Here is a 14,531-nt window from a genome sequence, read left to right as displayed (position 1 = left end):
GTGTCCTGCTTTCCCTGCGAGAACGAACATGGCCGCATCCGACACGATCGCACGCTGGCGCTACCGGCTCGTGCCCGACCACCTGGTCGGCGAGATCCTCACCAAGCGCTGGGTCGACAACGCGATCCCCGTCGCCATCCTGCTGATCGTCGTCGGCGTGTTCGGGTCGCTGATCCCCGACTTCTTCGGTTCGGCGAGCATTTCCAACCTGTCGCGGCAATGGGGCGAGTTCAGCCTAATCGTGCTCGCGCTGACCATCGTCATGGTGGCGGGCGGGATCGACCTCAGCGTGGGCTCGGTGTTCGCGCTGGGCAACATCGTGGCGCTGGCCCTGCTCAGCGTCGCCGGATGGCCGGTGCCCGCGGTGATCGCCGCCACCCTCGCCTGCGGTGCGGCCGTCGGGCTCGTCAACGGGCTGCTCGTCGGCTATCTGCGCCTGCGGGCCTTCCTGACGACCCTGGCGACGCTGATCATCGTGCGCGCCGTCGTCGACATGCTGCTCCTGAAGTATTCCGTCGCGATCGCCGCGGTCTTTCCCGAGTCCGACGCCTGGTATTATCTCGGGGAAGGCGACGTGCTGGGCGTGCCCTTCAGCGTCGTCGTCGCGGTAACGCTCGCTATCGTCCTCCACCTGTTCCTCAGCCGGAGCCGCGCGGGCTGGCACGTGCTCGCCGTCGGCGGCTCGCGCCGGTCGGCGCACAATGTCGGCATCCCGGTGCGCCGGGTGATCTGCACGACCTACGTCGTGTCGGGGACGCTGGCGGCACTCGCCGGCGCGCTGTTCGCCTCGCGGCTCGGCGGCGCGGGCGCCGACACCGGCATCGGCCTCGAGATCGCCGCGCTGACGGCCGCCGTGCTCGGCGGCAACAGCCTCGGCGGCGGCCGCGGCTCGGCGGCGAAGGCGGTGATCGGGTCGGTCATCGTGATGATCATGGTCAACAGCCTGGTGCGGCTCGGCGTGACCAGCGGCGCCAATTCGCTGCTGCTCGGCGCCGTGCTGCTCCTCGCCGTCGCCATCGACGTCCGCTGGCTGAAGAACCGGCACAAGTTCCTGTCGAAGGTCTACGTGTCGCCGACCTATTCGGAACTGCCTCCGGCGCCCGCGACATCCGGCGCGTCGGCCTATGCCCTGAACGACCGGCTGCGCCCCGTCGAGGCGATCGGCCTCGACCGGATCGACGGGCCGGAGGACGTGATCCTCGACGGCGACGACAACATCTATGTCGGCAACCGCACCGGCGACATCGTCCGCTTCCTGGCGCCCGACTACACGCAGCAGGAGGTGTTCGCGCATACCGGCGGACGGCCGCTCGGCATGGCCTTCGCGAAGGACGGCGCCCTGCTGGTCTGCATCGGCGGCATGGGCCTCTACCGGATCGGCATGGACCGGACCGTCGAGAAGCTGACCGACGAGACCAACCGCTCCTGGTTCTCGATCATCGACGATTCGCGCCTGAGGCTCGCCGACGATCTCGACATCGCGCCAGACGGCCGCGTCTTCTTCAGCGAGGCGACCGTGCGCTACGAGATGCACGAATGGCCGGTCGACTGCCTGGAATCGCGCGGCAACGGCCGCATCATCTGCTACGACCCCAGGACCGGCTCGACGCGGACCGTGCTGAAGAACCTGGTCTTTCCGAACGGCATCTGCATGACGCACGACGGACAGTCCTTCCTGTTCGCCGAGACCTGGGCCTGCCGCGTCAGCCGCTACTGGTTCGACGGACCGAAGAAGGGCACCGTGGAAACGGTGATCCCGGACCTGCCCGGCTATCCCGACAACATCAACCGCGCCTCCGACGGCAGCTACTGGCTGGCGCTGGTCGGCATCCGCACGCCGTCGCTCGACCTGGCGCTGAAGATGCCGGGCTTCCGCAAGCGCATGGCGCGCCGCATCGCGCCGGACGAATGGATGTACCCCAACATCAACACCGGCTGCGTCGTCCGCTTCGACGAGACCGGCCGGATCATCGAGACGCTGTGGGATTTCGGCGGCGAGAACCATCCGATGATCACGTCGATGCGCGAGCACAAGGGGCATCTCTACATCGGCGGCATCCTCAACAACCGCGTCGGGCGGCTGAAGCTCGACGGCATGGACCCGGCATGGACGGGACAGTCCTCCTACTGGAGCCAGTCATGATCGGCCTCCTCTCCCGCACCTTCGACAATCTGCTCGGTCGCGGCGAGGCCGCCGTCACCGTGCCGCCGCTCGACGGCGCGCTGCGGCCGAACCGCCTGCTCGACCAGGCGCCATCGCGCGTGCCCCTGCCAGGCGTCGACTGCCTGGCCGTGCAGAACGGCGCGCTCGTCGCCGCCGCCGGAAGCGGCGTCCATGCGCCGCTGCCGGACGGACGCTGGATGGTGCGCAAGACCTATGGCTCGACGGTCGTCTGCCTCGCCGCCGTGGGTGCCGACGGCCTCGCCGTGGCGCTCGACAGCGGCTACGTGCTGATCGAGGGCGGCCCCTTCGACGGGCGGCGCTACCGGGCCGATCCGGCCGTCCGCTGCATCACCGCGATCGCGGCGACCGAGGGCGCGCTCTACCTCGCCAACGGCTCGGCGACCAACGGCGCGGACGAGTGGCAGCGCGACCTCTTGGAGCAGAACGCGTCGGGCAGCCTCTGGCGCATCGACCTCGACAGCGGCGCCGCGACGCGCATCGCCAACGGCCTCGCCTGGCCCGCCGGCATCGCGCCGGACCCTTCCGGCATCGTGGTGTCGGAGGCCTGGCGGCATCGTCTCGTCCGCCTCGACCCGAAGGGACGGGCCGACCGGGTGGTGCTTGCCGACCTGCCGGGATATCCCGGACGCCTGTCGCCGGCCGCCGACGGATGGTGGCTCTCGCTGTTTGCGCCCCGCAGCCAGCTGGTCGAGTTCGTGCTGCGCGAACCCGCCTATCGGCGGCGGATGATGGCGGAGGTGCCGCAGCCCTTCTGGGTCGCGCCCAAGCTCAGGTCCGGCAGCAGCTATTACGAGCCGCTGCAGGGCGGCGGCGTGAAGCATCTGGGGCTTCTGAAGCCATGGGCTCCGACGATGTCGTTCGGCCTCTGCGCCCGGCTCGATGCGTCTTTCCAGCCGCGCGTCAGCCTGCAGAGCCGCGCGGACGGCGCCGCCCACGGCGTCACCAGCGTGATCGAGCATGGCGGCGAGGTCATCGTTGCGGCGCGCGGCGACGGCGTCGTCGTGCGGATGCCGCTCGCGGACGCGAAGGGAGATGCGGCGTGAACCCGATCGTCGAAGTCCGCAACGGCACGAAGGAATATCGCGGCGTCCCCGCGGTGCGAAACGTGTCCTTCACGCTCGAACGCGGCGAGGTGCATGCGCTGCTCGGCGAAAACGGCGCCGGCAAGTCGACGCTGACCAAGATGATCGCCGGCGTCGTGCAGCCGACCTCCGGCGAGATCTGGATCGACGGCGCGAAAGCCGACATCGGATCGCCTTCCGAAGCCCTGAAGCGCGGGATCGCGATGGTCTACCAGGAGACCAGCCTCGTCCCCTCGCTCACCGTGGCGCAGAACATCTACATGACCGACGCGCAGCGCTTCCACCGCCTGCGCGGCATCTACATCGCCGGCCAGCAGTTCCTGCAGTCGCTGAACTTCCACGTCGATCCGACCGCGATGGTGTCGGCGCTGGGCGCCGGCCAGAAGCAGATGGTCGAGATCGCGCGCGCCGTGCACCACAATGCGCAGGTGATCATCTTCGACGAACCGACGGCGACGCTGACGCCGGAGGAGAAGCACCAGTTCTTCTCGCTGGTCGCCCGGCTGAAGCAGCGCGGCGTGTCGATCATCTTCATCAGCCACGCGCTGGAAGAGGCGCTGGCGATCGCCGACCGGATCACCATCATGCGCGACGGCGAGCACGTCGTCACCGACGCGGTCTCCGCCTTCGATCGCGAGAAGATCGTGCGGGCGATGGTGGGACGCACTCTGAGCAGCGAGATCTACGGCTCGACGGAAGGCCGCCGCATCCGTCCGGCGGGCGAGAAGGTGCTCAGCGTGCAGAACCTGTCGATGGGCAGCGTCGTGCGCAACACGTCCTTCTCCCTCTTCGCCGGCCAGATCACCGGCGTCTTCGGGCTCATCGGCTCGGGCCGCACCGAGACGGCGAAGGTGGTCTCGGGCGTGCTCAAGCGCGACCTGTTCCACGGCGGCCAGGTGCGGCTCGACGGCCGCCCGGTGCGCTACCGGGTGCCGCGGCCGGCGGTGCGCGACGGCATCCTCTACGTCACCGAGGACCGCAAGCTCGAAGGCTTCTTCGAGACCATGTCGATCGCCGAGAACATCCATCTCGGCGCGCTGGCCGGCGGGCGGACCAAATCGGCGACCGTGTCGATGAGCGAGATGCGTGCGGTGGCGCAGGAGTGGATCGCGGCGCTGAACGTCAAGGCGATCAATGCCGATGCGAAGGTGATCGAACTGTCGGGCGGCAACCAGCAGAAGGTGGTCGTCGCCAAGGCGCTGGTGCAGAAGCCGCGGCTGGTGATCTTCGACGAACCGACGCGCGGCGTCGACGTCGGCGCCATCGCCGAGATCCACCAGCTGATCAACCGGCTCGCCGACGACGGCATCGCGGTGATGGTGATCTCGTCCTACCTGCCGGAAATCCTGCAGCTTTCCGACCGCATCCTGGTCTGCCGGCAGGGCCGCATCGTCGAGGAGTTCGACGGGCACCGCACCGACGAGGAAACGATCATGTATGCCGCGGTGCACTGATGGCGCGGGTGCTGAAGACGACGCGGCCCGTCCGCGAGGTCCGCACCATCGCGGACATCGAGGCGATCGAGGCCCTGCCCTATGACGATCTGGTGACGGCGCACAACCTCTACGACCTGTTCCTGGCGACCGCCGACCATGCCGGCACGCGCAAGGCGCTGACCGTGCTGCGCTCCCCGGATCCGGCCGATGTCGGGGTCTCGCTGACGCACCGCGACCTGCTCGGCGCGGTGACGCGCGCGGCCAACCTGTTCCGCGCGCTCGGGATCGCGCCGGGGCACGGCGTGGCGGCCTTCCTGTCGCCGACGGTGCCGGAGCTGTTTCCGCTGCTGTTCGGGGCGCAGGTGGCGGGCGTGGCGAGCACGCTCAACCATCTGCTCAGCCGCGAGGCGATCGTCGACCTGCTCGCGGCGGAGAAGGCGACCCTGCTCGTCGTGCCGGCGCGAGAGTTCGACGCGGCCTGCTTCGGCAAGGCGCAGGGCATTCTCGCCGCGGTGCCGACGCTGCAGCGCGTGCTGGTGATCGGCGGCTCGGGAGAGTTGCCGCAGGGATGGGAGCGGCTCGACGATGCGCTGGCCGCGCAGCGGGCCGACGCGCTCGACTTCGCGCCAACGGAGGATCGCGACGCAGTCTGCGCGCTGTTCCACACCGGCGGCACCACCGGCCGGCCCAAGCTCGTGCAGCTGACGCATGGCAACCAGATCCATGCCGCCTTCGGCTTCGCGCAGGTGTTCGGCTATGACGAGCGCGACGTCGTCATCAACGGCTTCCCGCTGTTCCATGTCGGCGGCACGATGACGGTCGGCCTGTCGGTGCTGGCGGCCGGCGGCCACGTGGTGGTGCCCTCGCCGCACGGGCTGCGCCCGCCGCAGGTGATCGAGCGCTACTGGAGCCTGGTCGAGGCCTTCGGCGCGACCGTCGTCGGCGGGGTTCCGACCTCGATCGCGGCGATCACCAACGGCTGGCGCGCGGGAACCGACGTGTCGGCCGTGCGCATGGCCGTGACCGGCGGTGCGGTGCTGCCGGCAGCCGTGGGCAGCCGCTTTGAGGCCACGACCGGCATCCGCCTCTACGAGACCTACGGCATGACCGAGACGGCCGCCGCCATCGCCTTCAATCCCGGGCGGGGGACGCCGGTGGCGGGCAGCGTCGGCTTCCGCGCGCCGTACTCGCAGGTCCGGGTGGTGCGCTTCGGCGCTGGCGAGGCGCCATGCGCCCCGGACGAGACCGGGCTGGTGCAGGTGCGCGGCCGCCAGGTCTTTCCAGGCTATGTCGATCCCGCCCACGACCGCGGCACGCTGGCCGCCGACGGCTGGCTGACGACCGGCGACGTCGGCCACCTGACCGCCGACGGCCGGCTGGTGCTGACCGGCCGCGAGAAGGACCTGATCGTGCGCGGCGGCCACAACATCGACCCGGCGGCGATCGAGGACGTCGCCAACCGCTTCCCCGGCGTGCAGATCAGTGCCGCGGTGGGCATGCCCGACCAGCACGCCGGCGAGGTGCCCGCGCTGTTCGTCGTGCCGCAGCCCGGCACGGCGATCGACCTCGAGGCTCTGCAGCGGCATCTGGGCGAGCACATCCACGAGCCGCCGGCGCGGCCGCGCACCGTGCTGACCCTCGACGCGCTGCCGGTGACGGCGGTCGGCAAGATCTTCAAGCCGGCGCTGCGCGACCTGGCGATCCGCGAAAAGGTGCGGATCGAGGTCGAGCGCGCCTGCGGTCCGGGCGCCGTCGCATCGGTCGAGGTGGCGTCGGACGCGCAGATGCGCATCCGCGTCGACATCGCGCTGAACGGGGCCGCGCCGGCGCAGGTCGCGGCGCTCGAGGCCGCCCTCGCCCCGCTGCCGCAGACCTATGTCGTGCGGGCGATGCCGGCCGAAGCAGCGGACGAACCCGTGCTCCTGTCCTTCGAGGCGGGCATCGCCACCCTGACCCTGAACCGGCCCGAAACCCTCAACGCGGCCTCCGCGGCGATGATGCAGTCGCTGGAGCGCCGGCTGCGCGCCGTCGCGGCGCTGCCCGGCCTGCGCGCGGTGATCCTGACCGGGAGCGGCCGCGCCTTCTGCGCCGGCGGCGACCTGATCGAGTTCGAGGCGCTGCGCGCCTCCGGCGGCACGGCGCTGATCGATACGCTCGCCTACAATCTGTCCGTCATCCAGATGATCGAGGACCTGCCCGTCCCGGTGATCGGCGCGGCGAACGGGACGACGGTGGCCGGCGGGCTGGAACTGCTGCTCGCCTGCGACATGATCCTTGCCGCCGACGGCGCACGGATGGGCGACGGCCATGCGAAATACGGCGTGGTGCCGGCCGGCGGCGCCACCGTGCGGCTGACGGAGCGCATCGGTCGCGGCCGCGCCGCCCGGCTGTTCTATACCGCCGCGCTGGTCGACGCGCAGACCATGGCCGAATGGGGCCTCGTCGACGAGGTGCTGCCGCAGGACCGCCTGATGATCCGCGCCGTCGAGATCGCCCGCGAGATCTGCGCGGCGAGCCCCGAAGTCGTACGGCACGTCAAGGCGCTGACGCGCCCCTCTGCGGACGACGGGCGCCAGGCCCGCCTGCGCGCCGAGATCGACCGCTTCCGGCGGCACCTGGAGGGCGCCGATCTCGCCGAGGGTCTCGCCGCCTTCCGCGCCAAGCGACGGCCCGTGTTCGGGGACGGCCGGTAGGCAGGACGGGATACGCGTGCGGCGCGCGGGGTGCGTCCTGCCGCTCCGCCCGCGGGGTCGCCCGCTGCGGCAATGGCCGGCACGACCAAGGGCGCGCGGGCCGATGTCGGTTTTCCCGTGCGGCCGGCCCGCGCGACGGGCCTTCGCCGGCGATGGACGCAGCGCGACGGGTTCCCTACGATGAACGGCGAGGATCGGCCCGCCCCCGGCCGGAGAGTCGTCGCGCCCGGCATCGAGAATGGCGAACGAACGGACATGAAGATCGACGTGATCGTGGAGAGTGCGCGGGACCTCCGGCCCATGCACCACATGGCCTTCCTGATGGCATTCTGGCGTGAGGGCGGACATGCGGTGCGCGTGGTGCAGGCGCTCGCCGACGAGGCTCCCGGCGACGTCGGCATCCTCCACATCGACCTGACGCGCATCCGGCAGTCCACGCTCGACTGGGCGCGGCGCTATCCCTCCCTCGTGAACGGCGGCCTGCAGGACATCTCGAAGCGGAAGATCAGCCACAATCTGGTGACCGCCGACGATCCCTACGCCGGCCCGGTCATCGTCAAGACCGATCTCAACCGCGGCGGAAAGCCCGAGATGCGACGGGACCGGCTCTGGTTCCTGAAGCAGCCGCTGGGCCTGCTGCGGCGGGAATTCGCGCGTCGCGGCCTGTGGCGGTCGGTCCGCGAACTGCCGCCCAACGACTATCCCGTCCTGCCGGCCAAGGAACTGGTTCCGGCATGGGTCTGGAAGGATCGATCTCTCGTCGTGGAGAAGTTCCTGCCCGAGCGGGCGGGCGACCTCTTCGCGAGCCGGATCTGGGTGTTCCTCGGCGACCAGGGCTATGGTCGCCTCGAACTCAGCGAAAGCCCGACGGGACGCGGGACGCGAGCGGTGGAGCGCCGGCACGACCCCGAGGTTCCCGTCGAGGTCCGGGCGTTCCGGGAGCGCCATCGGATGGACTTCGGAAAGATCGACTGGGCCTATTCGCAGGACGGACCGGTCGTCTTCGATGCCAACCGCACCCCCTCGCGCGTGTCTATCCCGGTCGGCGAAGACCGCGACGTGATGCAACGGCTCTCGACGGGCATCGCGAGCTTTTCGGCCGGCAACGGAGGCGCCTGAAGCGCGTCGCGACCCTTCGGATCCGCTCCGCAGGCTTCACCTCTTCGACCTCGCGCACGGGCAGTCGCCCGAACCGGTGCCCGGTTTCGGGACCCCTGCCCTAGTCCTCGAGAGACCGCCCGACCAGGAAGCGCGATCGCGACGGCTCGGTCGCTTCCAGCCATGCCCGGGCATGGTGCCCCAGCAGTTCCACGAACCTGCGGCGCGCCCGGGGGCCGACGGCCAGCTGCTGCGAAGGCTGCAGACCGGGAGGCACGTTCGCCTCGAGAACGACGTGGCCCTTCTCGGTGAGGGCTATGTCCCAGCCGATGCAGATCACCGTCGGCAGCAGGGCGTGTGCCCGCGCAGCCAGGGCCTTGGAGGTTTCGAGACCGGGAACCACCTCGCCCGTGATCGCCGCACCGGTCGCGGGATGGGAGACGATGCCTTGCGGCCGGCGCGCGAAGTCTCCCTTGTGGCCGACGCCGAAGCGCCCCGTCTCGATGTCGATGGCGAAGAGACAGCCGCCGGCATGGTAGTTGTCGACGACGCCCGCCGCGTCGGTGGCCGTCCGGAACTGGCAGATGACCACTTCCGGCACGCGATGCTCGTCGAGCACGGTGACGATGCGGAAACTGGACAGTGCGAAGGGCGCGAAAGGACGCACGGACGCATGGTTCGTGAGGACCTCCTGAAGCATGGCGCCCCGTGGCCCCGCTTCCCGCGACAGGCGCTGCCGCAGAGCCTCCTCCCGCAGCGATTCCGCGCCACGGGTCCATGTGCCGGACGGACCATGCCGCCAGATCGAAATGCCGTTTCCCTGCATGCCGCCGGTCGGCTTGAACAGGACGTCGCGCCGCGGGAGGTCGACCGGCCGTCCTTCCCCGTCGAGAAGCGTACCATTGCGGACGATCGCGAGGATTTCGGGAGTGGGAACGCCGCCTTCGGTCAGCCGGGCGGCAAGGCGCAGCTTGTCGTTCGCCAGCCGCACCTCCTCCTTCGCCGACAGCGCCAGCACGGGCGTCGCGTAGAGCTGGTAGGGGAACAGCTCGAAGAACGTGGCCGACCCGGCGTGCCGCGCCATGTCGCAGCCGTAATAGTCGCGCGGCATCAGCGCGTTGCCGGTCGCCGCCCTGACCAGGTCGATCACCTGCTGCGCATGGCTGCGGCCCATGTTGCGCTTCCAGGTGCCGCCGTTGCGCCAGACGTGGCGGACGAGATCGGGGACGAAACGCAGCGCCCACCCGCCGATGCGCAGGACGACCGGAAGGCGGCGGAGTCCGGGCCTCGCGCGCCAGACGGCCGCGGCGCGCGCCGCCCTGAGCCAGTTCAGCGGGGTGGACGGCCGATGGCGAAAGGAAACGAAGAGGTCGATGGGCGCGGGCGTGGTGACCCGCGCCATCGAAGGCTCCACCGCCTGAACGACCGGCCCGGCATGCGCGTCGCGGCGGGAAGAGGGTGATGTCGAAGCGGCGTCCACCGGCGTCAGCTCTTCCCGCTCTTCAGGGCCTGCACCAGGCGCCTGCGCTGATGTTCCCGGCGGGGATGCTCCGATCCGGGGAGACCCGAGAGACCGCAACTGATGCAGCCCGACGTGCGGCCGCATTCCGGGATCCGGCAGTTCACGTCCTGCAGGAAGGCCAGATAGGCCCGCTCGAGATGGATGTTCTGGGAGCTCTTCAGAAGAATGATCTCGCCCGGCAGCGCGGAGGTCTTCAGGAAGTCGGCGACCTCGTGGACCTCCGGCAGTCTGACGATCCGGTGGCTCTCCTCCAGTTCGGGGACCCGCGCCTTGTGAGACGTCGGACCCGTCAGAACGATCCGGTCGGCCACGGTCGCCGCATGCCGGACCGCGGCGGAGTAGACCTTCCTCGGATTGCCGCCATAGTCGGAAACGTGACCGAGGACGACCGTCTTGCGGGGCGCCGTCTCCGTCTTCAGCATGTCCATCGGCAGCGTGACCGAATGCGCGGGGCTCTTGCACGTGTCGACGAGGAAGACCGGCCCGTCCGGGATCCGCACGATGCCGCAGCGGTTGCCGTAGCCTTCGAAACCCGCCAGGGCCTTGCGGATGGTGGGGGGCGCGATCCCCAGTTCGAGGGCGCAGGCGACGGCGGCCAGAACCGGCAGGTAGAAGTGCCGGCCATAGAGCTGAAGCGCGAGTTCGACGGTCTGTCCCTTGCCGTCGATGCGCATCCGCAGGCCCGTTCCGAGGCCGCTGACGATCTCGCTCGCGACGTAGTCCGCGCCTGCCGAAAGCCCGAAGGTGACGACCCGGGCGGAGGTGCGACCTGTCATCGACATCACGAGCGGGTCGTCGAAGTTGAGGACGGCGAGCCCCGACGGGCCGAGCGCCTCGACGAGATGGCCCTTCTCCCGACAGACCCCTTCGGGGGTCCGGAAGGTCTTGTGGTGCTCCAGAGCGACCATCGTCACCACCGCGACGTCCGGGCCGATGAGTTTCGCCGTCTTCTCGATCTTCGGCGTATCCCCTGCCGAGACTTCGATGACCGCGTACTGCGTGTCGCGAGGGGCCTTGCGGAGCGTGCGGGCGACGGAACTGATGTGATTCTCGAGCCGGTTGAACGCGACCCGATGGTCCTCCGCGAGAATCCCGCTCAGGAGGGCCGTCGTGGTCGACTTGCCGGAGCTTCCGGTGATGCCGATCACCGTCATGCCGCGCATGGAGCGGCGGCGCGCCGAGGCATAGGCGAGCTTCAGCGGAAAGACGTAGGTCTCCCGCATCTGCCGCAGGGCCGCCCGGAGGCTCGTCCGCCCGCGCGAGAGAAACGTCATCGGCCGGAATCCTCGCCCTTCTGGAGACCGTAAGGTGTCCAGCTTCTGCCCAGAAACCTGTTCTCCGTCCGTATCCGAAGATTGGCCGCCATTCCAGCGGAGGACTTGTAGCTGCGCGGGTGATCGAGGTGGATCAGGGTGGCGGCGTAGCGGATGCTCCGGCCCCTCACGCCCACGCGCTCCAGCCGCTCGCCCAGATCCCGGTCCAGTCCGCCGTAGACCATCCGCTCGTCGAATCCGTTCACCCGCACGACATCGGACCGCCAGGCTGAGGCATTGTTGCCGTTGAAGGTCGGCTGCGTCGGGCTGGCGCGGTTGATGAGTCGCCGCAGGGTCCCGCTGCCGGAGAGTTTCAGGCGCTCGCGCAGCCGGACGCCGTTCCGCGCGAGCCAGTCCGGCGTGAAGATCCGGCCATCGACGACGTCCTCCTGCCGCAGCCTTTCGGTCGCCGCGCGGCCGAGCCGGATCGCCCCCCCGGAGAGAAACTGGCCCGGCGCCGCCTCCGAGGCATGGACCTGGAGGAAGGCGGGCTCGGGTATGCAGTCGCCGTCGGAGAAGATCAGATAGTCGCCGCATGCCGCGCCGATCGCCTTGTTGAGGACGGCGCATTTCCCGAAGCCGCTCTTTTCCTGCCAGACGTGGCGCAGGGGGAGGCGGCTCGACCAGTCCTGGACGACCCGTCTGGTCGCGGATCCGGATCCGTCATCGGCCACGAGTATCTCGTCCGGCTCGCGAAGCTGACGAAAATACCCGCACAGCGCGCGCGCCAGATGGTCAGGCATATCGTAAGTTGAAATTATGACCGATATCTTCATTCCGCGCGACGGCAAAGAAGCCTTGTCTGCTTCGATGGTCCGTCCCCCTGTCGAGACGATCGCGATCCCGGAGAATACGATCGATCTGCAGAGCATCGACACACGGCGCAGTGCTGCTCCTCTTCGCCGGACTTTGTCAGACGCCCATCTTGTTTGCAAGTTCGGTCCGCCGTGATCGCGCTCCCCAGCATGGTCCCCGGACGGCGATCGGGAAGCGGCTCGGGTTCCTCTCCGGCGCCCCCGGAACCGGAGGCGCAGACGAAAGGTCGGGGCAACCGTTGTCGATGCCGGGGCTTGACGCCTTGCCAAGAGTCTCCGAGAACGTCGGCGGAGCGCGTGGCACGACCTCGGCCGCGTTGGAACCCATCGCCACTGCGCCAGACCGTTGCAGCACGATGGGATCTCGATGGGTCGAAAAGGCCGTCCGGGCCGGTACACGGATGCGGCGGCTCGTGCGGCCGATCTCGACGATGGTTGGACCTGCAGGAAGGCGGCCAGGAAAACGAGGACCATTCGCATTCGCCAGAAAGTCGTCCGCACCTTCGCGGCCGGATGCGACTTGACGTCCTTCGGGATCGCGCCGCGCGCGCGCTCGATCACGGGCTGCGACCGCAGGTCCCTCGAGGATCGGTCGGCGCACGCTCAACGAAACGTATCAATCCAGGTCGGTCCCGGGAGGCGAGCTTGCCCAAGAGAACCATCTTCATCGCAGGCGGCGCCGGCGGCATGGGCCTTGCGATCGCAAGGAAGTTCGGCGGATGCGGGGACCGGATCGCCCTGGCGGATCTGGCGGGTCCATCCCTGGCCACCGCGGAAGCCGGACTGCGGTCGTCGGGCATTCAGGTGCACGCCATACCCTTCGACATCGCCTCGCCCGCCAGTTGCCGGGAAGCCGTCGCCGACTGCCGCCGCTGGGCAGGCCGGGTGGACGTCCTGGTGAATGCAGCCGGTGTCTGGCTCGAAGGTCCCGCCGAGAGCGTTCTGGAGCCGGACTGGGATCGCGTGCTCGACGTGAACCTCAAAGGCCCGTTCTTCCTTGCTTCGGCCTGCATTCCGGCATTGACGGAGACCAGCGGAGTCATCATCAACATCGCCTCCGATGCGGGTCTCGTCGGCAACAAGGGCGCTTCGGTCTATTGTGCCTCGAAAGGTGGCCTGGTCCTGCTGACCAAGGCACTGGCTCTCGAACTGGCAGAGAGCGGCATCCGCGTGAACGCGGTCTGCCCGGCAGACGTCGCGACACCGATGATCGAGTACCAGGCAACTACCTATGGCAAAGGCGATCCGGAGGGCTACAAGCGGGCGCTCCTGGCGCATTATCCGCAAGCCGACCGGGCTCGCTTCATCAGGGCAGACGAGGTCGCAAGTCTCGTCCATTATCTGTGCGAGGACGCCGCCGCACCGATAACGGGCGCCGCCCTCCCCATCGATTTCGGCGTCACGTCAGGCTACTGACTGGCGGAGACGGACGGACGGTGCCGATGAAGTTCCAGAAATCACGACGTGCTCTCGTGACGGGTGTCGGGTCCGCCGACGGGATCGGGATGGCAATCGCCCGAGCCCTCGGCGACGTCGGTGTGGAGGTGGCGATCACGTCGTTTTCGGATCGGGTCTTCGAACGCCAGGCCGAACTTCGGGGGATGGGCATCGACGCTCCGGCCTTTCGCGCCGATCTTGCCGATGGAGACGAAGTGAAGTCTCTCCGTCTCCACGTCGGACAGGTCGACATCCTGGTCAACAATGCGGGCATGGGGACCGTCGCTCAGCCAGCCCTGCAGCGGAGGTTCGTCGAGCTTTCCGAGGACGACTGGGACCGCGCCCTCTCCGTGAGCCTCAGGACCGCTTTCCTGGCAACCAGAGCGTTCCTGCCCGACATGCTGGCGCAAGCCCACGGACGGATCATCAACATCGCTTCAGTCACCGGGCCTCTGGTGTCGAACGTCGGTGAGTCGGCCTACTCCGCAGCCAAGGCCGGCATGATGGGCATGACCCGCGCGCTTGCGCTCGAAGCGGGTCCATCCGGTGTCACGGTCAACTCCGTGGCTCCCGGCTGGATCGCGACTGCGGCTTCGACGCAGGAAGAGCTCGAGGCAGGTCGCAACACGCCCGTGGGCAGATGCGGCACGCCCAGCGAGGTCGCGGCAGCGGTGGAGTTTCTCGCTTCCGACACTGCAAGCTATGTCAATGGCGCCATGATCGTCGTCGACGGGGGCAATATCCTTCAGGAACGCAAGGGCCCGGCCTGACGACGGCAGTCGGCGCAGCGCCAACGGTCATATTGCCTGACCGGCACGCGCCCGGTCCCTCATTCCGATCGACGTGATCGTGTGCGGCGGGCGAGGAGCTTGCGCCAGGCGTCGCAGGCGGCTTCGATGATCGCCTCGGCACAGACACGGTTCGACGACCTGTTGCTGCGCAGACCTTCA

The 14,531-nt window shown here is 69.1% G+C and carries 11 protein-coding genes; 8 read left to right on the top strand and 3 right to left on the bottom strand.

The window, feature by feature from the left end; genetic code table 11:
• The first annotated feature begins 28 nt into the window (after positions 1 to 28).
• The 5 genes from IAI54_RS25585 (at position 29) to IAI54_RS25565 (ending at position 8,515) form a co-directional block, all read left to right on the top strand.
• Positions 29 to 2,143: an ABC transporter permease gene (locus tag IAI54_RS25585; RefSeq protein WP_187969859.1), complete on the top strand. Its 2,115-nt coding sequence runs from the start codon at positions 29 to 31 to the stop codon at positions 2,141 to 2,143.
• Complete coding sequence (locus IAI54_RS25580; protein WP_187969858.1) at positions 2,140 to 3,228, top strand: NHL repeat-containing protein; 1,089 nt, start codon at positions 2,140 to 2,142, stop codon at positions 3,226 to 3,228. Before IAI54_RS25585 ends, IAI54_RS25580 begins: the two co-directional genes overlap by 4 nt.
• Positions 3,225 to 4,721 (top strand): sugar ABC transporter ATP-binding protein, encoded by a 1,497-nt coding sequence (locus IAI54_RS25575; RefSeq protein WP_187969857.1) that lies wholly within the window; start codon positions 3,225 to 3,227, stop codon positions 4,719 to 4,721. Before IAI54_RS25580 ends, IAI54_RS25575 begins: the two co-directional genes overlap by 4 nt.
• Positions 4,721 to 7,396: an AMP-binding protein gene (locus IAI54_RS25570; protein WP_187969856.1), complete on the top strand. Its 2,676-nt coding sequence runs from the start codon at positions 4,721 to 4,723 to the stop codon at positions 7,394 to 7,396. Before IAI54_RS25575 ends, IAI54_RS25570 begins: the two co-directional genes overlap by 1 nt.
• Before the next feature lie 255 nt (positions 7,397 to 7,651).
• Positions 7,652 to 8,515: a hypothetical protein gene (locus IAI54_RS25565; RefSeq protein WP_187969855.1), complete on the top strand. Its 864-nt coding sequence runs from the start codon at positions 7,652 to 7,654 to the stop codon at positions 8,513 to 8,515.
• Between the two features lie 100 nt (positions 8,516 to 8,615).
• Here the strand turns inward: IAI54_RS25565 and IAI54_RS25560 are convergent, their stop codons facing one another.
• The 3 genes from IAI54_RS25560 to IAI54_RS25550 all read right to left on the bottom strand — a co-directional run bounded on the left by IAI54_RS25560 (position 8,616) and on the right by IAI54_RS25550 (position 12,072).
• Positions 8,616 to 9,896 (bottom strand): sugar-transfer associated ATP-grasp domain-containing protein, encoded by a 1,281-nt coding sequence (locus IAI54_RS25560; RefSeq protein ID WP_187969854.1) that lies wholly within the window; start codon positions 9,894 to 9,896, stop codon positions 8,616 to 8,618.
• Between the two features lie 83 nt (positions 9,897 to 9,979).
• Positions 9,980 to 11,290, bottom strand: a complete 1,311-nt coding sequence (locus IAI54_RS25555; RefSeq protein ID WP_187969853.1) for a Mur ligase family protein — start codon at positions 11,288 to 11,290, stop codon at positions 9,980 to 9,982.
• On the bottom strand, positions 11,287 to 12,072 hold the full coding sequence (locus IAI54_RS25550; protein WP_187969852.1) for a glycosyltransferase: 786 nt from the start codon (positions 12,070 to 12,072) through the stop codon (positions 11,287 to 11,289). The genes IAI54_RS25555 and IAI54_RS25550 overlap by 4 nt, the downstream gene beginning before the upstream one ends.
• Positions 12,073 to 12,088: 16 nt before the next feature.
• Between IAI54_RS25550 and IAI54_RS25545 the strand changes: the two genes are divergently transcribed.
• The 3 genes from IAI54_RS25545 (at position 12,089) to IAI54_RS25535 (ending at position 14,351) form a co-directional block, all read left to right on the top strand.
• A complete protein-coding gene (locus tag IAI54_RS25545) occupies positions 12,089 to 12,280 on the top strand; it encodes a hypothetical protein (RefSeq protein ID WP_187969851.1) in 192 nt (63 codons plus the stop codon).
• Positions 12,281 to 12,579: 299 nt separating this feature from the next.
• Positions 12,580 to 13,560 carry an SDR family NAD(P)-dependent oxidoreductase gene (locus tag IAI54_RS25540; protein WP_210321175.1) on the top strand — a complete coding sequence of 327 codons (981 nt, stop codon included), beginning with the start codon at positions 12,580 to 12,582 and terminating at the stop codon, positions 13,558 to 13,560.
• A gap of 26 nt (positions 13,561 to 13,586) precedes the next feature.
• Complete coding sequence (locus IAI54_RS25535) at positions 13,587 to 14,351, top strand: SDR family NAD(P)-dependent oxidoreductase (RefSeq protein WP_187969850.1); 765 nt, start codon at positions 13,587 to 13,589, stop codon at positions 14,349 to 14,351.
• Positions 14,352 to 14,531 lie beyond the last annotated feature (180 nt).

This window comes from Aquibium microcysteis (assembly GCF_014495845.1).
GTDB classification, from domain to species: Bacteria; Pseudomonadota; Alphaproteobacteria; order Rhizobiales; family Rhizobiaceae; genus Aquibium; species Aquibium microcysteis.
This window is presented reverse-complemented; position numbering and strand designations above follow the sequence as displayed.

Coding starts and splice junctions, on each gene's coding strand:
- IAI54_RS25580 (WP_187969858.1), top strand. CDS start 2,140: ATGATCGGCCTCCTCTCCCGCACCTTCGACAATCTGCTCGGTCGCGGC.
- IAI54_RS25560 (WP_187969854.1), bottom strand. CDS start 9,896: ATGGCGCGGGTCACCACGCCCGCGCCCATCGACCTCTTCGTTTCCTTT.
- IAI54_RS25545 (WP_187969851.1), top strand. CDS start 12,089: ATGACCGATATCTTCATTCCGCGCGACGGCAAAGAAGCCTTGTCTGCT.
- IAI54_RS25550 (WP_187969852.1), bottom strand. CDS start 12,072: ATGCCTGACCATCTGGCGCGCGCGCTGTGCGGGTATTTTCGTCAGCTT.
- IAI54_RS25535 (WP_187969850.1), top strand. CDS start 13,587: ATGAAGTTCCAGAAATCACGACGTGCTCTCGTGACGGGTGTCGGGTCC.
- IAI54_RS25570 (WP_187969856.1), top strand. CDS start 4,721: ATGGCGCGGGTGCTGAAGACGACGCGGCCCGTCCGCGAGGTCCGCACC.
- IAI54_RS25585 (WP_187969859.1), top strand. CDS start 29: ATGGCCGCATCCGACACGATCGCACGCTGGCGCTACCGGCTCGTGCCC.
- IAI54_RS25555 (WP_187969853.1), bottom strand. CDS start 11,290: ATGACGTTTCTCTCGCGCGGGCGGACGAGCCTCCGGGCGGCCCTGCGG.
- IAI54_RS25565 (WP_187969855.1), top strand. CDS start 7,652: ATGAAGATCGACGTGATCGTGGAGAGTGCGCGGGACCTCCGGCCCATG.